The organism is Pseudomonas sp. 3-2, assembly GCF_019710535.1.
Taxonomy (GTDB): domain Bacteria; phylum Pseudomonadota; class Gammaproteobacteria; order Pseudomonadales; family Pseudomonadaceae; genus Aquipseudomonas; species Aquipseudomonas pharyngis.
In genome coordinates, this window is record NZ_CP081200.1 from 616,065 (window position 1) to 641,616 (window position 25,552).

Genomic DNA, 25,552 nt, shown 5'->3' on the forward strand with positions numbered 1-25,552 from the left:
TGATCACGCCAGATGATCAAACAGTTTCTGGGCAACCCTTGGGCTGATGAGTTCTCGCCAGATCCGTTGGTGGGGCCGCCCAGCCTGTTCTTCGCGCTGTTGAAACGAGCTGCCGAGCAGGCGCTGCTCCAGCGTTTTCAGATGTGCACCCTTGACGGTGTAATCCAGCGCAGCGCGGTCTTGCCTGTCGTAATGAAAGTGGGCCTCCCACAATGGTGTGTTGTCCGAGCGGTCCATGATCGAATAGACGTCGAGAAATGACCTGTCTTTGCCCTTGCCAAGTTGCTTGCGCGCCACCGTTTTGACCACCTTGAGCTGGGCGTGATCGAGCAGGAAGCTCAGGCGCGGGACGTCCAGCACATCCTTGTTTTTATACATCCGTATCAGAATGTCCTGGCCTTCGGCGTCCATTGAGTCGCCGGCAGCTTTCAGACGCCCGATCAAACCTGTGGTTTCAGCGTCTACTGCCATTTGATCGAGGGTCTCGAGGCGTTTCGCCAGATCTGTGAGTCGATCCACCTCGGCCCCCAGGTATTCGACAATGGTGGTCGGGTTGTCCCTTCGGTTTTCCATCATCCTTGCCTGGGCAAGATGCGCCTCCACGTTGCCAAGGCGTGCTGTGGCTTCGTTCATCAGCTGAGGTTTGGGAACCGGTGCCGGGGCGGGGCGCACTGGCCGCCATTCACCCTCTCTCTTCTCGTACCGTTGAGGTGGATCGTTCGGTTTGAAGATGTCGGGAACATTGAGCGTGACACTGCCGTCCGCAGCGGTGTCCTGAACGCCCACCAGTACCCGGTAGGTGCCATGTTGACGGGTTCGGAACAACTTTCGCGGCGCTGCGATTTCGGCGGCTCCTGAAGGTTGCGCCGGGAGGAAGTCGAAGTCGATATCATGATCGTCGCCAGGCAGTTCGTTGTTGCTGCCAACCCGATCATAGATTTCATTCAGCCGGGTTTCGATTTTCGATTCGAAGGTATCCATCAGTGACAGTGCCTGATTGACGTACTCTGCCCTTGTAGGGGGTGTCGAAGTGATCAATGCCAACAATCCGGCCCTGTCGCTTTTGATGCTCTCGATCGCCAGTTGCAGCGCGAGAGGTTCGGGATATCCGGAAACTTCGTTCAGGTCATGTTTGAGCAAGTGCATCGACATGGCAGTGCGCATGCCATGATTTGACGGGTTTTGTGGATCGTCGGAAATCAGGCGCAGGAAAATGTTGTATTTACTGGTGTTGATCTGGTCAACAGTGGGGATTCCGCGATTCATGTCATCCAGCTCCCCTTGGGCGCTACGATCAGCTTTTAGAATCTGATCCATCACAGCCTGGCGATCGTCCATGATCTTCAGCTTTTTGTTGAGATGGACAAGGTTGCGCTTCAGCGACTCGACGGTAATCACATCCAGGGTTGGCAGAACCCTGCGATCCATGACCGCAATCAATTTGTTGAGGTAGTCGATTCTGTTGATCTGCTGAGCATGAAGCTCGGTTTTGTAGAGCCCGCCAGCCTTGAGCAGTAGCAACCAGTCCTTGTTATCGATCAGTGATTTGACGTAATCGGCCTGCATTCTTGTGTGTTTGATCACATGCACTTCGAGTTCGATCAGCGCGGCTTTCTCGGCGTCACTTCCCTCAGGCAGGTGTTCGGAGCTGGCCCAGAGTTCGCCATAGCGCCTGTTGGATGCGGCCAGGGCATCGAAGGCGTTCCTGATGGGTTCATGCCGTTGAAGCAGATAGGCTTTGCTGTCCTGAGCTTGCGCGTTGCGACGCATGCCACCCTTTAGTCCGTCGAGACTGAAACCCCAAAAACCGTCGGCGGTGCGGGCAATGGCCAGCGTTTCACCGCCCCGACTGGCGCGGTAGATGTTTTCGCTGTCAGTGGCGACAGGATCTTTCGGCTTGACCACCCGCCAGACCTTGTGTGCGGGAGAGGATGCATCGACGTCCTGCATTACTTGATAGGCCTGGCTGTCGATGATCACGTAGCGCTTACCTTCGAAGCTGTGCAGACCGTCACTGTCCGGCGCGACACCGACGAAATTCAGAGGCGTCCTGAACGCTTCCAGTCGACTGGAGGTCAACGCAATGGGTTCAGCCTCGAAATCATCCACCGGATGCCATCGCTTGTTTTGGGGATCCTGAACGAGAACAGGGCCCGAGGGATTCAATTCATTGCTCAGCCTTGCCCGGTAAAGTCGGCTGTCAGGGTCCAGGCCAACCTGCAGGACGCTGCCATCGTACGCATCGACGAACAGTCGCCCCTTGAAGTTTCTGAAGCCTTGCGCATCGGCCTCTGGCAGTTGCGACCAGAAACGGATGCGATAGGTATCAAACGAAGGACGTACCGGTGTTGCCCTCGGGGAGGAATGGATTTCGTCGAAGGTCACGGCTGGTGCGGGAGAGATCGTGTCCGGGTCTGCAAATGCCGGAGTCCTGTCCGGTGCAGGTTGAGAAGGGGGGCGGCGTACGACCGGGGGAATCAGAGGCGAAGCGGGGGTCTGTGGTGAACGGTTGGTCGCTGAAGTCGAAGGTGGATTGTGAACTTCGACGGTGGTGACGCCTCTGGAGGGTGGTTTTACAGGCATGTGTATTCATCCTTGAATAAGTCGTGAACCCATTTGTTGAACAAAGTGCTTGGCCGTGGACGAGGCTGAGAGAAACCGACCACAGTCGTCGGAATTGGTCAAAATTTGTGCTATATTCCGCGCCCGCGAATTCAATGAAAGCCAACACCGGTTATCGACATGCAAGCAGCCAAGCCGTTATTTGACTATCCAAAATATTGGGCCGAATGTTTCGGGCCAGCGCCGTTCCTGCCGATGAGCAGGGAGGAGATGGATCAGCTTGGCTGGGATTCCTGCGACATCATCATTGTCACGGGTGATGCCTACGTCGATCACCCGTCCTTCGGCATGGCGATCATCGGCCGGCTGCTGGAGTCCCAAGGCTTCCGCGTCGGGATCATTGCGCAGCCTAACTGGCAGTCCAAAGACGACTTCATGAAGCTCGGCGAGCCGAACCTGTTCTTCGGCGTCGCGGCCGGCAACATGGACTCGATGATCAACCGCTACACTGCCGACAAGAAAATCCGTTCCGACGATGCCTACACCCCGGGCGGAATGGCCGGCAAGCGTCCGGATCGCGCGAGCCTGGTCTACAGCCAGCGCTGCAAGGAAGCCTACAAGCACGTGCCGATCGTGCTCGGCGGTATCGAAGCCTCCCTGCGCCGCATCGCCCACTACGACTACTGGCAGGATCGCGTGCGCAACTCGATCCTGATCGATGCCAGCGCCGACATCCTGCTGTACGGCAACGCCGAGCGGGCGATTGTCGAAGTCGCCCAGCGTCTGTCCTACGGTCACAAGATCGAAGACATCACCGATGTGCGCGGCACCGCGTTCATCCGTCGCGACACTCCCGCGGGCTGGTACGAAGTCGACTCCACGCGCATCGACCGTCCGGGCAAGATCGACAAGATCATCAACCCGTATGTGAACACCCAGGACACTCAGGCTTGCGCGATCGAGCAGGAGAAGGGCCCGGTTGAAGACCCGGAAGAAGCCAAGGTCGTGCAGATCCTGGCCAGCCCGAAAATGACCCGCGACAAGACCGTGATCCGCCTGCCGTCGATGGAAAAGGTGCGTAACGACCCGGTTCTGTACGCCCACGCCAACCGCGTGCTGCACCTGGAAACCAACCCGGGCAACGCCCGTGCGCTGGTGCAGAAGCATGGCGAGATCGACGTCTGGTTCAACCCGCCGCCGATTCCGATGACCACTGAAGAAATGGACTACGTGTTCGGCATGCCTTACGCACGTGTTCCGCATCCTGCGTACGGCAAGGAAAAAATCCCGGCCTACGACATGATCCGCTTCTCGGTGAACATCATGCGTGGCTGCTTTGGCGGCTGCACCTTCTGCTCGATCACCGAGCACGAAGGCCGGATCATCCAGAACCGTTCCGAAGAGTCGATCATTCGCGAAATCGAAGAGATCCGCGACAAGGTGCCGGGCTTCACCGGCGTCATTTCCGACCTCGGCGGCCCGACCGCGAACATGTACCGCATTGCCTGCAAGAGCCCGGAAATCGAATCCGCGTGCCGCAAGCCGTCCTGCGTGTTCCCGGGCATCTGCCCGAACCTGAACACCGACCACTCGTCGCTGATTCAGCTGTACCGCAGCGCCCGTGCGTTGCCGGGTGTGAAGAAGATCCTGATCGCCTCCGGCCTGCGTTACGACCTCGCGGTCGAGTCGCCGGAATACGTCAAGGAGCTGGTGACCCACCACGTCGGCGGTTACCTGAAGATCGCCCCGGAACACACCGAGGAAGGTCCGCTCAACCAGATGATGAAACCGGGGATCGGCACCTACGATCGCTTCAAGCGCATGTTCGAGAAGTACACCAAGGAGGCGGGGAAAGAGCAGTACCTGATCCCGTACTTCATCGCCGCGCACCCGGGCACCACCGACGAAGACATGATGAACCTGGCCCTGTGGCTCAAGGGCAACGGCTTCCGCGCCGACCAGGTGCAGGCGTTCTATCCGTCGCCGATGGCTACCGCCACCGCGATGTACCACTCGGGCAAGAACCCGCTGCGCAAGGTCACCTACAAGAGCGACGGCGTGACCATCGTCAAGAGCGAAGAGCAGCGTCGTCTGCACAAGGCGTTCCTGCGTTATCACGACCCGAAAGGCTGGCCGATGCTGCGTGAAGCGCTGACCCGCATGGGCCGTGCCGACCTGATCGGGCCGGGCAAGAACCAGTTGATCCCGCTGCACCAGCCGGCCACCGACAGCTATCAGAGTGCCCGTCGCAAAAACTCGACGCCGGCCGGCAGCCACAAGGTCGCGAAAGAGAAGACCACCAAGATCCTCACGCAGCACACCGGTCTGCCTCCGCGCGCCAGTGACGGCGGCAATCCTTGGGACAAGCGTGAACAGGCCAAGGCCGCGGCATTCGCCCGCAACCAGCAGGCCGCCAAGGAGCGCAAGGAAGCGGCGAAAGGCAAAGGCCCGAAACCGGCACGCAAGCCGGTCGTACCGCGCTGAAACGCACTTGAGCTGAACAGAACGCCAACCTTCGGGTTGGCGTTTCGCGTTGTGCCTCGCAACATTTGCGTGCAACTGTGCCAAACCATTTCACCGCATCGCCCGATTTTGGTGCTGTACTGCCCTAAGCATTCCGGGAAAGCGCCCAAGCCTCTGCATGGCATAAGTCTTGCGCGCTTTCGAATACGCTTGGGCTCGCAGGAGGCACGCCGTGTCGATTCATGTCGCATTGCATCACGTCACGCATTACCGCTACGACCGCGCTGTCGAACTCGGCCCGCAGATCGTGCGTCTGCGCCCGGCTGCCCACAGCCGTACGCGGATTCTGTCCTATTCACTGAAAGTCTCGCCCGAGCAGCACTTCATCAACTGGCAGCAGGATCCTCAGGGCAACTACCTCGCCCGGCTGGTGTTCCCCGAGAAAACCGCCGAACTGCGGATCGAGGTCGATCTGCTGGCCGAGATGGCGGTGTTCAACCCGTTCGACTTTTTCCTCGAACCCTACGCCGAGAAAATCCCCTTCGCCTACGCCGCCGATGAGCGCAAGGAACTGGCGCCGTACCTCGAAACCCTGCCGCTGACGCCGACATTCAAGGCCTATCTGGACGCCATCGACCGCACGCCGTTGCCGGCCGTGGATTTCCTGGTGGCGCTCAACCAGCGTCTGAGCGAAGACATCAATTACCTGATTCGCATGGAACCGGGTGTGCAGACTCCGGAGCACACCCTCGAACATGCCTCCGGTTCCTGCCGTGATTCGGCGTGGTTGCTGGTGCAACTGCTGCGCAACCTCGGGCTGGCGGCGCGTTTCGTCTCCGGCTACCTGATTCAATTGACCGCCGACGTGAAAAGCCTCGACGGCCCGTCCGGCACCGAAGTGGACTTTACTGACCTGCACGCGTGGTGCGAGGTGTATCTCCCCGGCGCCGGCTGGATCGGCCTCGACGCCACCTCCGGACTGTTCGCCGGGGAAGGGCACATCCCGTTGGCCTGCAGTCCCGATCCGTCCTCGGCGGCGCCGATCAGTGGTCTGGTGGAGCCTTGCGAGTGCGAGTTCAGCCACGAAATGTCCGTAGAGCGGATCTGGGAAGCACCCCGGGTCACCAAGCCCTACACCGATGAGCAATGGCTGGCGATCCAGGCGCTGGGCCGGCAGATCGATGCCGATCTGCTGGAAGGCGATGTGCGCCTGACCATGGGCGGCGAACCCACCTTCGTATCGATCGACGACCCCGATGGCGCCGAATGGAACACTGCGGCGCTGGGCCCGGACAAGCGCCGGCTCTCCGCCGAACTGTTCCAGCGCATGCGCAAACATTACGCGCCCAAGGGGCTGGTGCATTTCGGTCAGGGCAAGTGGTATCCAGGCGAGCAACTGCCGCGCTGGTCACTGAATTGTTACTGGCGCCGCGACGGTGTGCCGATCTGGCACAACAACGCACTGATCGCCGATGAGCAGCAGGATTACGGCGCTACGGGTGAGCTGGCCGGGCGCTTTCTGGCGAGTGTCGCCGAGCGCCTGAAACTGCCGACACGCTTCGTGTTCCCGGCCTACGAAGACAACTTCTATTACCTCTGGCGCGAGGGCGCCTTGCCGAGCAACGTCAGCGCCGAAGACTCGCGTCTGGAGGAGCCGCTGGAACGTGCGCGACTGCGCAAGGTGTTCAGTCAGGGGCTGGACAAGATCATCGGCCAAGTGTTGCCGCTGGCGCGCACCGCCAAGGGCGATCAGTGGCAGAGCGGGCGCTGGTATCTGCGCGATGAGCATTGCCGGCTTGTGCCGGGGGATTCACCGCTCGGCTATCGCCTGCCGCTGGGCTCGCAGCCCTGGGTGAAGGCAGCGGAGTATCCGTTCATTCATCCGAACGACCCGAACCAGGATTTCCCCGAGCTGCCCGAAACATCGCAGCTCAACGACCACCGTGAGCCGGCTCCGGCAGACGAGCGTGTACCGAAGATCGATGAGTCCGCCGACTGGCTGACCCGCACCGCCTTGTGCGCCGAGGCCCGGGAAGGCCGGTTGTACCTGTTCATGCCGCCGCTGGAGCGGGTCGAGGATTATCTGGAACTGGTCGCGGCCATCGAAGCCACCGCCGAAGAGCTGCATTGTCCGGTGTTGCTGGAAGGCTACGAGCCGCCGAGCGATCCGCGCCTGAGCAATTTCCGCATCACCCCGGATCCCGGCGTGATTGAGGTCAACGTGCAGCCGTCCGCGACGTGGGACGAGTTGGTCGAACGCACCGAGTTTCTGTACGAAGAAGCGCGCCAGACCCGACTGTCCACCGAGAAATTCATGGTCGACGGGCGGCACACCGGCACCGGCGGTGGTAACCATTTCGTGCTCGGCGGCGCGACACCGGGCGACTCACCGTTTCTGCGTCGTCCGGACCTGCTGCGTAGCCTGATCAGTTACTGGCATAACCATCCTTCACTGTCGTACCTGTTTTCCGGTCTGTTCATCGGCCCGACCTCTCAGGCGCCGCGGGTCGACGAAGCGCGCAACGACGCGCTGTATGAACTGGAAATCGCTTTCGCACAAATGCCGGCGCCGGGAGAGGAATGCCCGCCGTGGCTGGTCGATCGCCTGTTGCGCAATTTGCTGATCGACGTCACCGGCAACACCCACCGCGCCGAGTTCTGCATCGACAAGCTGTATTCACCGGACGGCGCCACCGGGCGCCTCGGCTTGCTGGAGTTGCGTGGTTTCGAAATGCCACCCCATGCGCGCATGAGCCTGGCGCAGCAGCTGTTGTTGCGAGCGCTGGTGGCGCGGTTCTGGCGCGAGCCCTATGCGCCGCCGAAACTGGCGCGCTGGGGTACGGAGCTGCACGACCGCTTCATGTTGCCGCACTTCATCGAACAGGACTTCGCCGACGTCATCGTCGAACTCAACAATGCCGGTTACCCCCTGCGTGCGGAATGGTTTGCGGCGCATCTTGAGTTCCGTTTCCCCAAGGTCGGCGATTACGCCGTCAACGGTATCGAGCTGGAATTGCGCCAGGCTCTCGAACCCTGGCACGTGCTGGGCGAGGAGGGCGCGGCGGGCGGCACGGTGCGCTACGTCGATTCATCGCTGGAGCGTTTGCAGGTCAAGCTTACGGGGCTGCCGCCGCAGCGCTATCTGCTGACCTGCAATGGCATCCCGGTGCCGCTGCAACCGACCGGACGGGTTGGCGAGTTTGTCGCCGGCGTACGTTTTCGCGCGTGGCAACCGGCCAACTGTCTGCAACCGACGATCCCGGTGCATGCGCCGCTGGTGTTCGACTTGCTCGATACCTGGATGCAGCGTTCGCTGGGCGGCTGTCAGTACCACGTCGCCCATCCGGGCGGGCGCAATTACGAGACGCTGCCGGTCAACGCCAACGAAGCGGAGAGCCGGCGCATGGCGCGGTTCTTCCGCATCGGACACACGCCGGGGAAACTTCCTGTACCGAACCTGGCTATCTCCGACGAACTGCCGATGACTCTCGATTTACGACGTTTTTGATTCGTACACGACGCCCGGATTTTTCGTATATCCGGGCGTCATGTGCCTGCGTTAGTCTGACTGTTCCCTGCCGGCTGCCGAGCTTTCCATGCCTGACCTGCTTGACCGCTACCCGCTGACTGCGGGCACCTATCACGAACTGCTCGACGACAGCGGGGCGGTGCGCCCGCACTGGCGGCGACTGGTCGACCATTTGCAGCGCAGCACCACGGCGCACCTGGTGCAGCGTCAGGCATTGCTGACCCGGCAGATTCAGGAAAACGGCGTGACCTACAACGTCTATGCGGATCCGAAAGGCGCGGATCGTCCGTGGGAGCTGGATCTGCTGCCCCACGTGATCGCTGCTGACGAGTGGCAGCAACTGTCCGCCGGAATCGCCCAGCGCTCGCGGCTGCTCAATGCGGTGCTGGCGGATCTGTACGGCCCGCAGCGGCTGATCAGCGAAGGGCTGCTGCCGGCGGAGCTGGTGTTCGGCCACAACAACTTCCTCTGGCCCTGTCAGGGCATTGCGCCGCCGGACGGGGCCTTTCTGCACCTGTATGCCGTGGATCTGGCGCGCACGCCGGACGGACGCTGGTGGGTGACGGCGGATCGTACCCAGGCGCCATCCGGCGCCGGTTATGCGCTGGAAAACCGCACCATCGTGTCCCGCGCCTTCCCCGAGTTGTATCGGGATCTGAAAGTGCAGCATCTGGCCGGATTCTTCCGCACCCTGCAGGAAACCCTCGCCCGTCAGGCTCCCTGCGACGATGACGCGCCGCTGGTGGTGTTGCTGACACCGGGGCGCTTCAACGAGAGCTATTTCGAACATCTTTATCTTGCCCGCCAGCTCGGTTATCCGCTGGTGGAGGGCGGTGACCTGACGGTGCGTGATGCCACGGTCTACCTGAAAACCCTCAGTGGCCTGCGCCGGGTGCACGCGATCCTGCGCCGGCTCGACGATGACTTCTGCGATCCGCTGGAATTGCGCACCGATTCCGCGCTGGGCGTTCCCGGATTGCTGGACGCGGTGCGTCAGGGCCGGGTGCTGGTGGCCAATGCACTGGGCAGTGGCGTACTGGAGTCGCCGGGGCTGCTCGGTTTTCTGCCGAAGATCAATCAGTACCTGTTCGGCGAAGACCTGATCCTGCCTTCCATCGCCACGTGGTGGTGCGGCGAAGCGCCGGTGTTGGCCCAGGCCCTGGAGAAACTGCCGGAGCTGTTGATCAAACCGGCGTTCCCGTCGCAAAGCTTCCCTCCGGTTTTTGGCCGGGATCTGAGCGAAAAACAGCGTGAAAGTCTCGCCGCGCGCATGCAGGCCCGCCCTTATGCCTATGTCGCGCAAGAACTCGCGCAGCTGTCCCAGGCGCCGATCTGGCAGCCCGAGGACGGGCAACTGCAACCCCGGGCGATCGGCATGCGCATGTACGCGGTGGCCAGTCACGACGGTTATCGGGTGTTGCCCGGTGGCCTGACCCGGGTCGCGGCCGAAGCCGATGCCGAAGTGGTGTCGATGCAGCGCGGTGGTGCGAGCAAGGACACCTGGGTGCTGGGGGATCGGCCGCCAAGCGGGGAACAGTGGAAAGCCCAGCGCAACATCGGCGTGCCTGATCTGGTGCGCCGTGATCCGTACCTGCCGTCGCGGGTGGTGGAAAACCTGTTCTGGTTCGGCCGTTACTGCGAGCGCTGCGACGACAGCGCGCGGCTGCTGCGGATCATGCTCGCGCGCTACGTCGACGGCGATGACCCGCAAGCCTTGCAGGCCGCTGTGGATCTGGGCGAGCGACTGATGCTGCTGCCGGACGAAGGTGAACTGCCGGAACGCTTGCTTGCGGCGCTGCTCGGCGAGGACTGGTCGTTCAGCCTGCGCTCCAACCTGCAGCGCTTGCAGTGGGCGGCATCGCAAGTGCGCGGCAAGTTGTCCCGGGAAAACTGGCAGGCGCTGGTGGAGCTGCAACGCGAGGCTTCGGAGCTGGACACCGACGAACCGGATTTCGGCGAGCTGCTGGATTTTCTCAACCGGTTGGTGATGTCGCTCGCGGCGCTGTCCGGGTTTGCCCTCGACGACATGACCCGTGACGAAGGCTGGCGTTTCCTGATGATCGGCCGGCGGATCGAGCGCCTGCAATTTCTCAGCAGCAGCCTCGCGGGCTTCCTGCGCGGCGCGGGCGCGTTCGATCAGGCCGGGCTTGAGTGGTTGCTGGAGCTGGGCAACAGCAGCATCACTTACCGCTCGCGTTATCTGGCGGTGGCGCAGTTGATTCCGGTGCTCGACCTGTTGCTGCTGGACGAGCAGAACCCCCATGCAGTGCTGTTCCAGTTGAAACTGGTGACCCGCACCCTGAAGCGTCTGAATGATGATTTTGGTGTGCCGAGGGAGGCTGGGTTGCCGCCGCTGGTCGAGCGTCTGGCGCGCTTCGACCTGAGCTGTCTGGAAAATCCCCTGTTCGGCGAATCCAGCGTGCGCGCGGCCCTCGATGGTCTGGCGGATCTGTTGCAGGAGATCGCCGACGCCAGCAGTCAGGTGTCGGACCGTCTGGCCCTGCGCCATTTCGCCCATGTCGATGATGTCAGCCAGCGCACGGTGTCCGTCTGATGAGCGCCCATTACCAGATCTTTCACGACACCTGCTATCGCTACGACAGCCCGGTGTCCCTGGCCCAGCAACTGGCGCATCTGTGGCCGCGCGAGTGCGACTGGCAGCGCTGCACCGAGCAGCAATTGCTGATCAGCCCGGAGCCGACCACCCGCCGTGACGAGCAGGATGTGTTCGGCAATCCGCTGACCCGCCTGGCCTTCGAACGGCCCCACGATGAATTGCAGGTCAACGCACGGCTGACGGTCGAAGTGCTGGCGCGCCCCGTGGTGGATTTCCAGCAGTCGCCGGCCTGGGAACTGACCCGCAACGCGCTGACCTACAGCAGCCAGCCGCTGTCCGCTTCGTTGCTGGAAGTCTGTCGCTATCGATTTCAGTCGCCCTACGTGCATCTCAAACGCAGCTTCGTCGAGTTTTCGGAGAGCTGTTTCCCGGCCGGCAGACCGTTGATGCTGGGTGTGCAGGCCCTGATGCAGAAGATCTTCAGCGAATTCACCTTCGATGCCGAAGCGACGCAAGTCGCCACTCCACTGGTGGAGGTGCTGGAGCGGCGGCGCGGGGTCTGTCAGGACTTCGCGCACCTGATGCTCGCCTGTGTGCGATCACGCGGGCTGGCGGCGCGTTACGTCAGCGGCTACCTGCTGACCCAGCCGCCGCCGGGGCAGCCACGGTTGATCGGCGCCGATGCGTCCCATGCCTGGGTCTCGGTGTTTTGCCCGGTGCTGGGCTGGGTGGATTTTGATCCGACAAACAATGTGCAGCCGGCACTGGAGCACATCACCCTGGCTTGGGGCCGGGATTTCTCCGATGTGTCGCCGTTGCGCGGGGTGATTCTGGGCGGTGGCAATCACGACCCGGAAGTCCGCGTCACCGTGTTGCCACTGGAGGAGTGAAGATCAAATGTGGGAGCGGGCTTGCTCGCGAAAGCAATTTTTCAGTCACATCCATAGTGAATGTCACGACGCTTTCGCGAGCATGCCCGCTCCCACAGGGATTGTGTTCAAGGTTTCAGCAACTTGCTCAGGCGTCGGGCGCCGGGTCTTTCGGTGTCTCAACATCATCATCTTCAGTCGCCACTTCCCCGTCAGGGTTCAGTGCCGCTTCTTCAGCCATCTGTTTCTTGCGCTGAAGCTTTTCCTCTTTCTTCTGTTCCTTGGCCAGGTCACGTTGACGTTTGGCGAAGGAGTAATTGGGTTTGGCCATGGGCGATCCTCTGGGGTCGAAGGTGAGGTTGAGCGGCGCGTATTCTGCCCTGTATCGGTGCCCGGCGGTTAATCGGGTTTCTGGTCGACCCACTTGGGCGTGACGGTGGGCTTCCAGTGGTCGAGAGCCTCGAGCAGCGTTTGCGGCGATTCACTCACTTGCAGCATGTCACGGTGCGGCGCACGAACGAAGCCTTCGCCGACGATGTGATCGAGAAATGCAGTGAGTTTGCTGTAGAAACCGTTCACTTCCAGCAGGCCCAGCGGCTTGTCGTGGTAGCCGAGCTGGCCCCAGGTCCAGACTTCGAACAACTCTTCCAGGGTGCCGAGGCCACCGGGCAGGGCGATGAACGCATCGCTGAGTTCGGCCATTCGCGCCTTGCGGGCGTGCATGCCGTCGACCACTTCCAGGCGCGTCAGGCTCTTGTGACCGATTTCCTTGTCCATCAGGCTCTGCGGGATGATGCCGATCACTTCGCCGCCGGCCGCCAGTGCGGCGTCGGCGACAATCCCCATCAGGCCGACGGCGCCACCGCCGTAGACCAGCGTCAGCTTACGCTCGGCGAGAGCTGTGCCGAGGGCGATGGCGGCTTCGGTGTACGCCGGAGTGGTGCCGGCGTTGGCACCGCAAAATACACAAACGGATGTGAGAGACATGCCTTCCTCCTGGGTCAATCGGTCACAGGGTAATGGCTGGCACGCCTTGATCCAAGGGCTAGACTTCGCGTTTCGGGGTTTCATAGGTGCCGCTGGCGCCACAGGCGTAAGCAGCGAGCAGACTGCACAACAGGCTGTTGAAGGACATGACGGATGCTCCAGATGAGTGTCGAGCCCTGAAGATACGGCCCGGCCAAACGTCTGGCTGTTAGATTGTTTCGATGAGTGTCATAGCCTGAAAGTTGTATACAATTTTTGACTCAAGTCATAGGAACTTGCGAAGATTTCAGGCAGTCTTCCAACCATTCGTGTTTTGTTAACCCTGCCTTGGAGATTCACCATGTTTTCCAAAGTTGTTGCGGTATCCCTGCTGACGCTGGCCAGCAGCCAATTGATGGCTGCCGAGTGCAAAACCACCGTTGACTCCACCGACCAGATGTCCTTCAACACCAAGGCCATCGAAATCGACAAGAGCTGCAAGACCTTCACCGTCGAGCTGACCCACTCCGGCAGCCTGCCGAAGAACGTCATGGGCCATAACCTGGTGATCAGCAAAGAAGCCGACATGCAGCCGATCGCCACCGACGGCCTGGCCGCCGGCATCGACAAGAACTACCTGAAGGACGGTGACGAGCGCGTCATCGCTCACACCAAGATCATCGGCGCCAAGGAAACCGACTCGGTGACCTTCGACGTGTCCAAGCTCAAGGCTGACGAGAAGTACGGCTTCTTCTGCTCGTTCCCGGGCCACATCTCGATGATGAAAGGCACCGTGACCCTGAAGTAAGCAACACACGGTCAAAAAAAGCGTCCCGAAGGACGCTTTTTTTATGCCCTGGATTCATGGCGCAAACGGCATCACGCGTTTGTGATGAGTCTTTTTGTAGGTGTTGACGATGATGTCGAACGCTTCCTGACGCACCGGCTCGCCGTGCAGGAAAGCGTCGATTTCGGCGTAGGTCACGCCGTGGGAGGCTTCATCCGGCTTGCCCGGCGACAGGTCTTCCAGATCCGCCGTCGGCACTTTTTCCACCAGCGATTCCGGTGCGCCAAAGCTGCGGGCGATGGCCCGGACCTGGTTTTTCACCAGACCGCTGAGCGGGGCCAGGTCGCAGGCGCCGTCACCGAACTTGGTGAAGAAACCCATCACCGCTTCCGCCGCGTGGTCGGTACCGATCACCAGGCCATGGGCCGCGCCGGCGATGGTGTACTGGGCGACCATGCGCATCCGCGCCTTGGTGTTGCCGAGCACGAAATCCACCGACACCGCGTGCTTGCCTTCGAAGGCAGCGACTTCGCTGGCCAGGGACTTCACTGCCGGGCCGATGTTGACGGTGTGGCGCTCGTCCGGGGCGATGAAGTCCACCGAAGCCTGGGCGTCGTGTTCGTCGAACTGCACGTCGTACGGCAGGCGCACGGCGATGAACTTGTAGGCCTCGTCGCCGGTGCGCTCGCGCAGTTCACGCATGGCGCGCTGGGCCAGCAGGCCTGCGGTCAGCGAATCCACCCCGCCGCTGATGCCCAGCACCAGGGTCTTGAGTCCGGAATTGGTCAGGCAATCCTGGATGAAGGTGATGCGGCGGGCGACTTCCGCTTCGAGGGCCTGGTAATCGGCGAACGGCGGCTGAACGTTGAGCTGTTCAGCAATCTCACGCTGTACGGCTTGCATGAATTCACTCCTTGCTGGAAAGGCTGGAAACGGCAGGAACCTGGAAAACGTGTCGCAAGTAGGCGACGAAATTCGGGTCTTTGCAGTGTGTCTTGCCCGGCTCGTCGGAGATCTTCGCCACCGGTTGGCCGTTGCAGGCGGTCATTTTAAGCACGATGCTCATCGGTTCGACACCCGGAATGTCACAGGTCAGGTTGGTGCCGATGCCGAAGCTGACGTTGATCCGGCCGCGCAGGGCCCGGAAGATCTCCAGCGACTTGGGCAGGGTCAGGCTGTCGGAGAACACCAACGTCTTGCTCATCGGGTCGATGCCGAGCTTGTGATAGTGGGCGATGCATTTTTCGCCCCACAGCACCGGGTCCCCGGAGTCGTGGCGCAGACCGTCGAACAGCTTGGCGAAGAACAGATCGAAATCGCCGAGGAAGGCATCGGTAGTGATGCAGTCCGTGAGGGCGATTCCCAGCAAACCGCGATATTCCCGGACCCAGCAATCGAGGGCGGCGATCTGGCTGTCGATCAATCGCGGGCCGAGTTGCTGGTGGGCCATGATCCACTCGTGGGCCATGGTGCCCAACGGTTTCATGTCCAGTTCGCGGGACAGGTGCACGTTGCTGGTGCCGACAAAACGCCCGGGAAAATCGTGCTTGAGCACGTTCACCACTTCTTCCTGCACGCGGTAGGAAAATCTGCGACGTGTGCCGAAATCGGCGACCTGCAACTGCGACAGTTCTTCGGCCGAAGCATTGGCGGTCAGCCAGTCGAACTTGCGGTAGAGCTGTTCGCGGGCCTGTTCCAGCACCGTTTCACGGTAGCGATAGCGGTTGCGCACTTCGCTGACGATCGCCAGCAGCGGCACTTCAAACAGAATCACGTGCAGCCACGGCCCGCGCAGACGGATGAACAACTCGCCGTTCTCGATGCCGGTGTGCAGGTAGCGCAGGTTGAAACGGAACAGACCGAGGAACCGCAGGAAATCCGGCTTGAGGAACGAGATGCGCTCGAGAAAACTCAACTGATCGGCGCTCAGGCTCAACTCGGCCAGACGCTCGACCTGGAAGCGGATCTCCGCCAGATAAGGGCGCAGATCCTCACTGTTACGGCAACGGAACTCCCATTCGACTTCGACGTTGGGGTAGTTGTGCAGCACCGCCTGCATCATCGTCAGTTTGTAGAAGTCGGTGTCGAGCAGGTTCTGCACGATGCGATCGGCAAACACACTCTCGCTCATAAAGGGGTCTCCAGGCGGACCGCGCGTTGGCGCGGTATCAATCAATGGCGCTAGTGGCGCATATCCGGGGTGGGGATTGCCAGCGATTTTTTGACCGCCACAGGGACTGAATACAACTTCAAACCGGACTGTCGATCTGCTCCAGCATCCACTTCACGAAATCCCGCACCTTGGGCACTTCTGCCGCGTGTTCCGGGTAGGCCAGGTAATAGGCGTCGGTGCTGGGCATCGCATGCTGCCAGGGAATGACCAGTTTGCCGTCGGCCAATTCCTCTTCCACCAGAAACCTCGGCAGCAGGGCGACGCCGCAGCCGACCTGGGCGGCGCGGATGCACATATAAAAGGTTTCGAAGCGCGGGCCGTGGTAGCTGTGTTCGGTCTGGTAACCCTGGCTGTCGAACCAGTCGTGCCACGCTTGCGGGCGCGAAGCATTCTGCAGCAGGACCAGATCGGTGAGTTGCGTTGGATCAGTCAACGGAGTGTCCGGCAGGCTGCTCGGCGCGCAGACGGGCACAAGCTCTTCGCCGAACAGCTTCAGGCACTCGGTGCCGGGGCGCGAACCCTGGCCGAAATAGAACGCCAGGTCGCTGCGCCCTTGCAGCAGATCATCCGCTTCTTGCTCGTTGCACAGGTCCAGATGAATAGACGGATGACGCAGGCGCCAGCCCTTGAGGCGTGGCACCAGCCAGCGAGCGCCGAAGGTCGAGGGCGTAGAGACGCGCAGGACTTCGGTTTCGCCGCCGTAGGAACGCAGGTAATGGGTCGACATCTCGACCTGGGTCAGGATTTTTCTGACTTCCACCAGGTACAGATCGCCGGCCGGGGTCATCTGCAAACGGCGGCGTACGCGACGGAACAACAAGTGCTGCAGCAATTCCTCGAGCTGCGCCACCTGCTTGCTGACAGCGCTCTGGGTCAGGTTCAGTTCCTCGGCGGCCCGGGTGAAACTCAGGTGCCGGGTCACAGCCTCGAAGCACTGCAACGCGGTGATCGACGGCAAGTGGCGTTTGTTCAGCATGGGCGATCCTTTTCTTGTCTTTCTGCGCAGCATGAATAAACGGAATGATATCTCGCGTAAAGGTCGTTTGTTGCACAGCCTTCCTGACGCTACAACTAAAGGTCTGCCCGGTCGTGAAAACGCGTCCGCACACATTCAGTTTTTTGCTTGAGGAGTGACCCATGGTTGCCGCATTGCTTGATCGTCTAGGTGTGAACCCGGCCCTGTACCAGAACGGCAAAGTGCCGGTGCATTCGCCCATCGACGGCAGCCGCATCGGCGCCGTGAACTGGGAAGGCCCGGCCGAAGTCGAGCAGCACATCAGTCGCGCAGATCATGCGTTCGAACATTGGCGCAAGGTGCCGGCCCCGCGTCGTGGCGAACTGGTGCGTCAGTTCGGCGAAGTGCTGCGGGAATACAAGACCGAGCTCGGCGAACTGGTGTCCTGGGAAGCGGGCAAGATCACCCAGGAAGGCCTTGGTGAAGTGCAGGAGATGATCGACATCTGTGACTTCGCCGTCGGCCTGTCCCGCCAGTTGTACGGCTTGACCATCGCCTCCGAGCGTCCGGGCCACCACATGCGTGAAACCTGGCACCCGCTGGGCGTGGTCGGCGTGATCAGTGCGTTCAACTTCCCGGTCGCGGTGTGGGCGTGGAATACCACGCTGGCGCTGGTCTGCGGCAACCCGGTGGTGTGGAAACCATCGGAGAAAACCCCGCTGACCGCGCTGGCCTGTCAGGCGCTGTTCGAGCGCGTACTGAAGAACTTCAGCGATGCCCCGGCGCACCTGAGCCAGGTGATCATCGGCGGCCGCGATGCCGGCGAAGCGCTGGTGGATGACCCGCGTGTTGCGCTGATCAGCGCTACCGGCAGCACCCGCATGGGCCGCGAAGTGGCGCCGAAAGTCGCCGCGCGTTTCGCCCGCAGCATTCTCGAACTGGGCGGCAACAACGCGATGATCCTCGGCCCGAGCGCCGATCTGGACATGGCCGTGCGCGCCATTCTGTTCAGCGCCGTCGGCACCGCCGGTCAGCGTTGCACCACGTTGCGGCGCCTGATCGCCCATGAATCGGTGAAAGAAGAAATTGTCACCCGCCTCAAAGCCGCGTACTCCAAAGTCCGCATCGGCCACCCGCTGGAAGGCAACCTGATCGGCCCGCTGATCGACAAGCACAGCTTCGAAAACATGCAGGACGCGCTGGAGCAGGCGTTGAGCGAGGGCGGTCGGGTGTTCGGCGGCAAGCGCCAGCTCGAAGATCAATTCCCGAATGCCTACTACGTGTCGCCGGCCATCGTTGAAATGCCGGAGCAGAGCGACGTGGTGTGCAGCGAGACCTTCGCGCCGATCCTGTACGTGGTCGGTTACACCGATTTCGAAGAGGCGCTGCGCCTGAACAATGCCGTGCCGCAAGGGTTGTCGTCGTGCATCTTCACCACCGATGTGCGCGAGGCCGAGAAATTCATGTCGGCGGTCGGCAGCGACTGTGGCATCGCCAACGTCAACATCGGCCCGAGCGGCGCGGAAATCGGCGGCGCGTTTGGTGGCGAGAAAGAGACGGGCGGTGGTCGTGAGTCGGGCTCGGATGCATGGCGCGCGTACATGCGCCGGCAGACCAATACCGTGAACTACTCGCTGGAGTTGCCGCTGGCGCAGGGCATTACGTTCGATTGACAGAGTAATCGATGCGACGAAGAAACCTGTGGGAGCGGGCTTGCCCGCGATAGCAATCTTTCAGCCAACTAACCCCTGACTGGACTGACGCAATCGCGGGCAAGCCCGCTCCCACAGGGTATGCAGTGTTTGTTAGGTTTCTGTTGGAGTCTGGCAATGCCGTTACGCGAAGAATGTCTGTGGGAAAAACTCACGCCGCAACGACCGGATAACACGGCGCTCAGGGGCGAGGTCAAAGTCGATGTCTGCGTGATCGGCGCCGGGTTCACCGGACTGTCGGCGGCGCTGCATCTGTTGGAAAAGGGCAAGAGCGTCTGTGTGCTCGAAGCCCATCGCGCGGGGCATGGCGGCTCCGGGCGCAACGTCGGGCTGGTCAACGCCGGGATGTGGATTCCGCCGGACGAGATCGAGGCCGGGTTCGGCGAGGCGGTCGGCAGTCAGCTCAACCGCATGCTCGGTGCGGCGCCGGCGCTGGTGTTCAGCCTTGTGGATAAATACAACATCGATTGCCAGTTGCGCCGCGAGGGCACCCTGCACATGGCGCACAACGCCAAAGGGGAAGCGGATCTGCGCAGTCGCGAGGAACAGTGGAAGCGCCGCGGTGCGCCGGTCGAACTGCTGACCGGCAAGGCCTGTGAACAGGCGACCGGCACGCAGAAGATTGCCGCCGCGTTGCTAGACCGGCGCGCCGGTACGCTCAATCCGATGGCCTACGTTACCGGCCTGGCCAACGCTGTCATCAGCCTTGGCGGGCAGATGTTCGATCACTCCCCGGTCGCGCGTCTTGAACGGCAAGGGCAGAAATGGTCGGTGCAGACCGAGCAGGGTTCGGTGCTGGCCGAACAAGTGGTGATCGCCTCCAACGCCTACACCGAAGGCGACTGGACCGAACTCAAGCGCAATTTCTTCCCCGGTTACTACTATCAGGTCGCTTCGGTGCCGCTCACCGAAGACGCCGCCCAGGAAATCCTGCCGGGCGGGCAGGGCTCGTGGGATACCCGTCAGGTGCTGAGCAGCATCCGCCGCGACAAGGACGGGCGTTTGTTGCTGGGCAGCCTCGGCAACGGCAATCAGAAACCGACATGGTTCCTCAAGGCCTGGGCCGACCGGGTGCAGCAGCATTACTTCCCCAATCTGAAACCCGTGGAGTGGGAATGCACCTGGACCGGGCGCATCGCGTTCACCCCTGATCATTTGATGCGCCTGTTCGAACCGGCGCCGGGACTGGTGGCCGTCACCGGTTACAACGGCCGGGGCGTGACTACCGGCACCGTGGTCGGCAAGGCCTTCGCCGATTACCTGTGTAACGGAAATCCTCAGGCATTGCCGATTCCCTTCGCCCCGATGCAGCCGCTGGCGGGAGTTGGCTTGCGCAGTTGTCTGTACGAGGCCGGGTTCTCGCTGTATCACGCGGGCCAGTGCCTGCGGATCGTCATCTGAGTGTTGAAATATGTTGCCGGAAGCGGCGCTTTTCGATGTAGCGACTAGCCTGTAATGGTGCGGGTTGTAGCAGTCCCGCACCAGCAGTGTGCAGTTCGGTGACGCGGGCTGTTACAGGCTGGTTGCACGTCGTTTGGCGCCGCGGTTGCAATGATGGCGCGTGCGGGTTGCGCCTGAAAAAATAAATGGTTTCACCTTCCGCGGTTTAGACGGTTGCACGCCCAATGAAAATGGGAACGAAACAGTCGAAATAACAAGAAAGCAGCGACTTTTTGAAGAATAAAAAACCGATGGCACGGCCCTTGCTCTGAGCATTCAAGTGAAGTCGCAGTGCCAACTAAAAAAAACCTTGGAGCACCACCTCATGTCCCAGACGTTTTACAAGAAAGGCTTTCTGGCCCTCGCAGTGGCTACTGCGCTGGGTGTTTCTGCGTTTGCACAAGCTGATGTGAAAATCGGTGTGGCGGGTCCGATGACGGGCGCCAACGCGGCATTTGGCGAGCAATACATGAAAGGGGCACAAGCGGCGGCCGACGCGGTCAACGCGGCGGGCGGCGTCAACGGGGAGAAGATCGTCCTGGTCAAGGGCGATGACGCTTGCGAGCCGAAACAGGCGGTGACGGTCGCCAAGGACCTCACCAACCAGAAAGTCGCCGGTGTGGTCGGTCACTTCTGCTCGTCCTCCACCATTCCTGCGTCCGAGATCTACGACGAAGCCGGGATCATCGCCATCACGCCGGGTTCCACCAACCCGCAAGTGACCGAGCGCGGCCTGAGCGCCATGTTCCGTATGTGCGGCCGTGACGACCAGCAAGGCATCGTCGCCGGCGATTACATCGTCGACGTGCTCAAGGGCAAGAAAGTCGTCGTGCTGCACGACAAGGACACCTACGGTCAAGGCCTGGCCGACGCGACCAAGGCTCAGCTGGAAAAACGCGGCGTGAAGCCAGTGCTGTACGAAGGCCTGACCCGTGGCGAAAAAGATTTCAGCACCATCGTCACCAAGATCCGTGGCGCCGGTGCCGATGTCGTCTACTTCGGCGGCCTGCACCCGGAAGCCGGCCCGCTGGTTCGCCAACTGCGTGAACAAGGCCTGAAAGACGTCAAGTTCATGTCCGACGACGGCATCGTGACCGACGAACTGGTGACCACCGCCGGTGGCCCGCAGTTCGTCGACGGCGTGCTGATGACCTTCGGTGCCGACCCACGCCTGCTGCCAGACAGCAAGACCGTGGTAGATGCATTCCGCAAGGCTGGCACCGAGCCTGAAGGCTACACCCTGTACGCCTATGCATCGGTTCAGACCCTGGCCGCCGCCTTCAACGGCGCCAAGTCGAACAAGGGCGAGGAGGCCGCTGCCTGGCTGAAGAAAAACCCGGTCAAGACCGTCATGGGCGAGAAGACCTGGGATTCCAAAGGCGACCTTAAGGTCTCCGACTACGTGGTCTACCAGTGGGACAAGGACGGCAAATATCACCAGCTGGAAAAACAGAAATAACGGCACCTGATCAACCGGGCGCCACATTCCCTGTGGGAGCGGGCTTGCCCGCGATGACGGCCTGACAGTCGACAACTTTGTTGAATGTTCTAACGCTATCGCTGGCAAGCCAGCTCCCACAAGGGGGCTGCGGTTTCCTGTCTGACATTGCTCCGACGTAAATCTGTATTTTTCCTAGAAGAACCGCGCGCCTCAGGGTGTGCAGGTTCTCACTGCGTGAGATTGCGTTATGGATGGTATTTTCCTGCAGCAACTGGTCAACGGCCTGACCCTCGGGTCGGTCTATGGCCTGATCGCCATCGGCTACACAATGGTCTACGGCATCATCGGCATGATCAACTTCGCCCACGGCGAGGTTTACATGATTTCTGCTTACCTGGCGGCAATCAGTCTGGCTCTGCTGGCTTACTTCGGTATTGAATCCTTCCCGCTGCTGATGCTCGGCACCCTGGTATTCACCATCGTGATCACGGCGGTGTATGGCTGGGTCATCGAGCGAGTCGCTTACAAACCCCTGCGCAACTCCACCCGACTGGCACCGTTGATCAGCGCCATCGGCATCTCCCTGATCCTGCAGAACTACGCACAGATCGCCCAAGGCGCCAAACAACAGGGCGTTCCCACCCTGCTGACCGGTGCATGGCGAGTCGAAGTCGGTACCGGCTTCGTGCAGCTGACCTACACCAAAGTCTTCATCCTGGTGGCCGCATTCGTCGGCATGGGACTGCTGACCTATGTCATCAAGTACACCAAGCTCGGGCGCATGTGCCGTGCGACCCAGCAGGACCGCAAAATGGCTTCGATCCTCGGCATCAACACCGACCGAGTGATTTCCTACGTGTTCATCATCGGTGCGGCCATGGCGGCGTTGGCCGGCGTGCTGATCACCATGAACTACGGCACCTTCGACTTCTATGCCGGCTTCATCATCGGCATCAAGGCATTTACCGCGGCAGTACTGGGCGGGATCGGTTCGCTGCCTGGCGCCATGCTCGGCGGGATCATCCTCGGGATCTCCGAGTCGCTGTTCTCGGGCCTGGTCAACTCCGACTACAAAGACGTGTTCAGCTTCTCGCTGCTCGTACTTGTTCTGGTCTTCCGGCCTCAGGGCCTGCTGGGCCGTCCTCTTGTGTCGAAGGTGTAAGCGATGTCTTCAACCACTGCAAAATCCATTGATGTCAAAAAAAGCCTGGTTGAGGCGATTCTCGCCGGTCTGATCGCCCTGATCGTGTTCGGGCCGATCGTCGGCGTCGTACTCGACGGCTACAGCTTCAACCTCGAACCGACCCGCGTGGCGTGGATCATTGCCATCGTCATGGCCGGCCGGTTTGCCCTCAGTCTGTTCCTGCAAACCCCGAAGGGCCTGCGCATTCTCGACGGATTCGAGAGCACCGGTTCCGGCGTACATGTGCTGGCCCCGGACTACAAATCGCGCCTGCGCTGGATCATCCCGCTGATGATCGCCATCGCCGTGGCGTTGCCGTTCTTCTCCAACTCCTACCTGCTGGGCGTGGTCATCCTCGGTTTGATCTACGTGCTGCTGGGGCTGGGACTGAACATCGTGGTAGGCCTGGCCGGCCTGCTCGACCTGGGTTACGTGGCGTTCTACGCCATCGGCGCCTATGGTCTGGCGCTCGGGTATCAGTACCTCGGCCTGGGCTTCTGGACCGTGCTGCCACTGGCGGCGATCACCGCTGGCCTTGCCGGTTGCATCCTCGGTTTCCCGGTACTGCGCCTGCACGGCGACTACCTGGCGATCGTGACCCTGGGCTTCGGTGAAATCATCCGTCTGGTGCTCAACAACTGGCTGTCCCTGACCGGCGGCCCGAACGGCATGCCGGCGCCACTGCCGACCTTCTTCGGTCTGGAATTCGGCAAGCGGGCGAAGGATGGCGGGGTGCCGTTCCACGAGTTCTTCGGCATCGCCTACAACCCGGACGTGAAGTACTACTTCATTTATGCGGTGCTGTTCCTGGTGGTGCTGGCCGTGCTGTATATCAAGCATCGTCTGGTGAAAATGCCGGTCGGCCGCGCCTGGGAAGCCTTGCGTGAAGACGAGATCGCCTGCCGCTCGATGGGCCTCAACCACGTGCTGGTCAAGCTCTCGGCGTTCACCATCGGTGCATCCACCGCCGGTCTGGCGGGTGTGTTCTTCGCCACCTATCAAGGCTTTGTCAACCCGACCTCGTTCACCTTCTTCGAATCGGCGCTGATCCTCGCCATCGTGGTGCTCGGCGGCATGGGCTCGACCATCGGTGTGGTGATCGCAGCGTTCGTGCTGACCGTCGCCCCGGAACTGCTGCGCGGCTTCGCCGAATACCGCGTGCTGCTGTTCGGGATCCTGATGGTGTTGATGATGATCTGGCGACCTCGCGGGCTGATCCGCATCAGCCGTACCGGGGTCACTCCACGCAAAGGTGCCATTCACTATGAGAGGACTGCGCCATGAGTGAAGTCGTACTCTCTGTTGAAAAACTGATGATGCATTTCGGTGGCATCAAGGCCTTGAGCGATGTCAGCCTGAAGGTCAAACGCAACTCGATCTTTGCCCTGATCGGCCCCAACGGCGCCGGCAAGACCACGGTGTTCAACTGCCTGACCGGGTTCTACAAGGCCTCCGGCGGCAAGATCGAACTCAACGTGCGCGGCCAGCAGACCAACGTCATCCAGCTGCTGGGCGAATCGTTCAAGCCGACTGACTTCGTCTCGCCGAAAAACTTCGCCAGTCGCCTGTACTACAAGATGTTCGGCGGCACCCACCTGGTGAACCGCGCGGGCCTGGCCCGGACGTTCCAGAACATTCGCCTGTTCAAGGAAATGTCGGTGCTGGAGAACCTGCTGGTGGCCCAGCACATGTGGGTCAACCGCAACATGCTGGCCGGCATCCTCAACACCAAGGGCTATCGCAAGGCCGAAAGCGACGCGCTGGACTGCGCGTTCTACTGGCTGGAAGTGGTGGATCTGGTGGACTGCGCCAACCGTCTGGCCGGTGAGCTTTCCTACGGCCAGCAACGGCGTCTGGAGATCGCCCGGGCCATGTGCACGCGGCCGCAGATCATCTGCCTCGACGAACCGGCCGCCGGCCTCAACCCTCAGGAAACCGAAGCGCTGAGCGCGATGATCCGACTGCTGCGCGACGAGCACGATCTGACCGTGGTGCTGATCGAACACGACATGGGCATGGTAATGAGCATTTCCGATCACATCGTGGTGCTGGACCACGGCATCGTCATCGCCGAGGGCGGACCGGATGCCATTCGTAACGATCCGAAAGTGATCGCCGCTTACCTGGGCGCCGACGAAGAGGAAGTCGTATGACGCAACCCATCCTCGAACTCAAGGATCTGGACGTGTTCTACGGCCCGATCCAGGCCCTCAAAGGTGTTTCGCTGCAGATCAACGAAGGGGAAACCGTCAGCCTGATCGGCTCCAACGGTGCCGGCAAATCCACGCTGCTGATGTCGATTTTCGGCCAGCCAAGGGCAGCGGGCGGGCAGATCCTCTATCAAGGCGTGGACATTACCCACAAGTCATCGCACTACATCGCCTCAAACGGCATCGCGCAGTCGCCGGAAGGGCGGCGGGTGTTCCCCGACATGACCGTCGAGGAAAACCTGCTGATGGGCACCATTCCGATCGGCGACAAGTACGCCAAGGAAGACATGCAGCGCATGTTCGAGCTGTTCCCGCGGCTCGAGGAGCGCCGTAATCAGCGGGCCATGACCATGTCCGGCGGCGAGCAGCAGATGCTCGCGATCGCCCGGGCGTTGATGAGCCGGCCCAAGCTGTTGCTGCTGGACGAGCCGAGCCTGGGACTGGCGCCGATCGTGGTCAAACAGATCTTCGCCACCCTGCGGGAACTGGCGAAAACCGGCATGACCATTTTCCTCGTCGAGCAGAACGCCAATCATGCGTTGAAGCTGTCCGACCGGGCATACGTGATGGTCAACGGCGAGATCCGCCTGACGGGAACCGGCCAGGAACTGCTGGTGAACGAGGAGGTGCGTAACGCTTACCTCGGCGGTCACTGATCGGTTGAAGTTGTCCACAAGCCTCGATGCGAAAGTGTCGGGGCTTTTT

18 protein-coding genes are annotated in these 25,552 nt (G+C 61.2%); 12 read left to right on the plus strand and 6 right to left on the minus strand.

The window, feature by feature from the left end; all coding sequences use genetic code 11:
• Positions 1-3 precede the first annotated feature (3 nt).
• A complete protein-coding gene (locus K3819_RS02695; RefSeq protein WP_221398580.1) occupies positions 4-2,583 on the minus strand; it encodes a hypothetical protein in 2,580 nt (859 codons plus the stop codon).
• A 159-nt stretch (positions 2,584-2,742) separates the two neighbouring features.
• Between K3819_RS02695 and K3819_RS02700 the strand changes: the two genes are divergently transcribed.
• From K3819_RS02700 to K3819_RS02715, 4 genes are all read left to right on the plus strand, one after another.
• Complete coding sequence (locus K3819_RS02700) at positions 2,743-5,046, plus strand: YgiQ family radical SAM protein (protein WP_007950699.1); 2,304 nt, start codon at positions 2,743-2,745, stop codon at positions 5,044-5,046.
• A 211-nt stretch (positions 5,047-5,257) separates the two neighbouring features.
• Positions 5,258-8,533, plus strand: coding sequence for a DUF2126 domain-containing protein (locus K3819_RS02705; RefSeq protein ID WP_221398581.1), 3,276 nt, complete (start codon positions 5,258-5,260; stop codon positions 8,531-8,533).
• Between the two features lie 88 nt (positions 8,534-8,621).
• Positions 8,622-11,108, plus strand: a complete 2,487-nt coding sequence (locus K3819_RS02710) for a circularly permuted type 2 ATP-grasp protein (protein ID WP_221398582.1) — start codon at positions 8,622-8,624, stop codon at positions 11,106-11,108.
• Complete coding sequence (locus K3819_RS02715) at positions 11,108-12,001, plus strand: transglutaminase family protein (protein WP_085611052.1); 894 nt, start codon at positions 11,108-11,110, stop codon at positions 11,999-12,001. The genes K3819_RS02710 and K3819_RS02715 overlap by 1 nt, the downstream gene beginning before the upstream one ends.
• Positions 12,002-12,128: 127 nt before the next feature.
• On the opposite strand, the gene K3819_RS02720 is transcribed toward K3819_RS02715, so the two are convergent.
• Both K3819_RS02720 and K3819_RS02725 read right to left on the minus strand, forming a co-directional pair.
• Positions 12,129-12,311, minus strand: a complete 183-nt coding sequence (locus K3819_RS02720) for a hypothetical protein (protein ID WP_064593122.1) — start codon at positions 12,309-12,311, stop codon at positions 12,129-12,131.
• Positions 12,312-12,379: 68 nt separating this feature from the next.
• Positions 12,380-12,967, minus strand: a complete 588-nt coding sequence (locus K3819_RS02725; RefSeq protein WP_221398583.1) for a TIGR00730 family Rossman fold protein — start codon at positions 12,965-12,967, stop codon at positions 12,380-12,382.
• A gap of 340 nt (positions 12,968-13,307) precedes the next feature.
• On the opposite strand from K3819_RS02725, the gene azu reads away from it, so the two are divergent.
• The gene (gene azu / locus K3819_RS02730) at positions 13,308-13,754 is read left to right on the plus strand and encodes an azurin (protein ID WP_221398584.1); all 447 of its coding nucleotides are present in this window, start codon (positions 13,308-13,310) and stop codon (positions 13,752-13,754) included.
• A gap of 54 nt (positions 13,755-13,808) precedes the next feature.
• Here azu and nadE read toward each other — a convergent pair whose 3' ends face one another.
• From nadE to K3819_RS02745, 3 genes are all read right to left on the minus strand, one after another.
• Complete coding sequence (gene nadE, locus K3819_RS02735) at positions 13,809-14,636, minus strand: ammonia-dependent NAD(+) synthetase (RefSeq protein WP_085611050.1); 828 nt, start codon at positions 14,634-14,636, stop codon at positions 13,809-13,811.
• Positions 14,637-14,640: 4 nt separating this feature from the next.
• Positions 14,641-15,864: a nicotinate phosphoribosyltransferase gene (gene pncB, locus K3819_RS02740; RefSeq protein WP_011332202.1), complete on the minus strand. Its 1,224-nt coding sequence runs from the start codon at positions 15,862-15,864 to the stop codon at positions 14,641-14,643.
• 118 nt (positions 15,865-15,982) lie between these two features.
• Entirely contained in the window at positions 15,983-16,882 is a 900-nt protein-coding gene (locus K3819_RS02745) for a LysR family transcriptional regulator (RefSeq protein WP_064593129.1), read from the minus strand.
• Between the two features lie 161 nt (positions 16,883-17,043).
• Between K3819_RS02745 and K3819_RS02750 the strand changes: the two genes are divergently transcribed.
• The 7 genes from K3819_RS02750 to K3819_RS02780 all read left to right on the plus strand — a co-directional run bounded on the left by K3819_RS02750 (position 17,044) and on the right by K3819_RS02780 (position 25,503).
• Positions 17,044-18,534: an aldehyde dehydrogenase family protein gene (locus K3819_RS02750; RefSeq protein ID WP_221398585.1), complete on the plus strand. Its 1,491-nt coding sequence runs from the start codon at positions 17,044-17,046 to the stop codon at positions 18,532-18,534.
• A 156-nt stretch (positions 18,535-18,690) separates the two neighbouring features.
• The gene (locus K3819_RS02755) at positions 18,691-19,974 is read left to right on the plus strand and encodes an FAD-binding oxidoreductase (protein WP_039766701.1); all 1,284 of its coding nucleotides are present in this window, start codon (positions 18,691-18,693) and stop codon (positions 19,972-19,974) included.
• 364 nt (positions 19,975-20,338) lie between these two features.
• The gene (locus K3819_RS02760) at positions 20,339-21,472 is read left to right on the plus strand and encodes an ABC transporter substrate-binding protein (RefSeq protein WP_039766703.1); all 1,134 of its coding nucleotides are present in this window, start codon (positions 20,339-20,341) and stop codon (positions 21,470-21,472) included.
• 229 nt (positions 21,473-21,701) lie between these two features.
• Positions 21,702-22,616: an ABC transporter permease subunit gene (locus tag K3819_RS02765; protein ID WP_039766704.1), complete on the plus strand. Its 915-nt coding sequence runs from the start codon at positions 21,702-21,704 to the stop codon at positions 22,614-22,616.
• A gap of 3 nt (positions 22,617-22,619) precedes the next feature.
• A complete protein-coding gene (gene livM, locus K3819_RS02770) occupies positions 22,620-23,921 on the plus strand; it encodes a high-affinity branched-chain amino acid ABC transporter permease LivM (RefSeq protein WP_064593135.1) in 1,302 nt (433 codons plus the stop codon).
• Positions 23,918-24,790 carry an ATP-binding cassette domain-containing protein gene (locus K3819_RS02775; protein ID WP_007950657.1) on the plus strand — a complete coding sequence of 291 codons (873 nt, stop codon included), beginning with the start codon at positions 23,918-23,920 and terminating at the stop codon, positions 24,788-24,790. The genes livM and K3819_RS02775 overlap by 4 nt, the downstream gene beginning before the upstream one ends.
• Positions 24,787-25,503, plus strand: coding sequence for an ABC transporter ATP-binding protein (locus K3819_RS02780; RefSeq protein WP_011332208.1), 717 nt, complete (start codon positions 24,787-24,789; stop codon positions 25,501-25,503). The genes K3819_RS02775 and K3819_RS02780 overlap by 4 nt, the downstream gene beginning before the upstream one ends.
• Positions 25,504-25,552 lie beyond the last annotated feature (49 nt).

Excerpts from the sequence above, each read along its gene's own strand:
- K3819_RS02695 (WP_221398580.1), bottom strand. The coding sequence starts at position 2,583 with ATGCCTGTAAAACCACCCTCCAGAGGCGTCACCACCGTCGAAGTTCAC.
- K3819_RS02700 (WP_007950699.1), top strand. The coding sequence starts at position 2,743 with ATGCAAGCAGCCAAGCCGTTATTTGACTATCCAAAATATTGGGCCGAA.
- K3819_RS02710 (WP_221398582.1), top strand. The coding sequence starts at position 8,622 with ATGCCTGACCTGCTTGACCGCTACCCGCTGACTGCGGGCACCTATCAC.
- K3819_RS02715 (WP_085611052.1), top strand. The coding sequence starts at position 11,108 with ATGAGCGCCCATTACCAGATCTTTCACGACACCTGCTATCGCTACGAC.
- K3819_RS02720 (WP_064593122.1), bottom strand. The coding sequence starts at position 12,311 with ATGGCCAAACCCAATTACTCCTTCGCCAAACGTCAACGTGACCTGGCC.
- K3819_RS02725 (WP_221398583.1), bottom strand. The coding sequence starts at position 12,967 with ATGTCTCTCACATCCGTTTGTGTATTTTGCGGTGCCAACGCCGGCACC.
- azu (WP_221398584.1), top strand. The coding sequence starts at position 13,308 with ATGTTTTCCAAAGTTGTTGCGGTATCCCTGCTGACGCTGGCCAGCAGC.
- nadE (WP_085611050.1), bottom strand. The coding sequence starts at position 14,636 with ATGCAAGCCGTACAGCGTGAGATTGCTGAACAGCTCAACGTTCAGCCG.
- pncB (WP_011332202.1), bottom strand. The coding sequence starts at position 15,864 with ATGAGCGAGAGTGTGTTTGCCGATCGCATCGTGCAGAACCTGCTCGAC.
- K3819_RS02745 (WP_064593129.1), bottom strand. The coding sequence starts at position 16,882 with ATGCTGAACAAACGCCACTTGCCGTCGATCACCGCGTTGCAGTGCTTC.
- K3819_RS02750 (WP_221398585.1), top strand. The coding sequence starts at position 17,044 with ATGGTTGCCGCATTGCTTGATCGTCTAGGTGTGAACCCGGCCCTGTAC.
- K3819_RS02755 (WP_039766701.1), top strand. The coding sequence starts at position 18,691 with ATGCCGTTACGCGAAGAATGTCTGTGGGAAAAACTCACGCCGCAACGA.
- K3819_RS02760 (WP_039766703.1), top strand. The coding sequence starts at position 20,339 with ATGTCCCAGACGTTTTACAAGAAAGGCTTTCTGGCCCTCGCAGTGGCT.
- K3819_RS02765 (WP_039766704.1), top strand. The coding sequence starts at position 21,702 with ATGGATGGTATTTTCCTGCAGCAACTGGTCAACGGCCTGACCCTCGGG.
- livM (WP_064593135.1), top strand. The coding sequence starts at position 22,620 with ATGTCTTCAACCACTGCAAAATCCATTGATGTCAAAAAAAGCCTGGTT.
- K3819_RS02775 (WP_007950657.1), top strand. The coding sequence starts at position 23,918 with ATGAGTGAAGTCGTACTCTCTGTTGAAAAACTGATGATGCATTTCGGT.
- K3819_RS02780 (WP_011332208.1), top strand. The coding sequence starts at position 24,787 with ATGACGCAACCCATCCTCGAACTCAAGGATCTGGACGTGTTCTACGGC.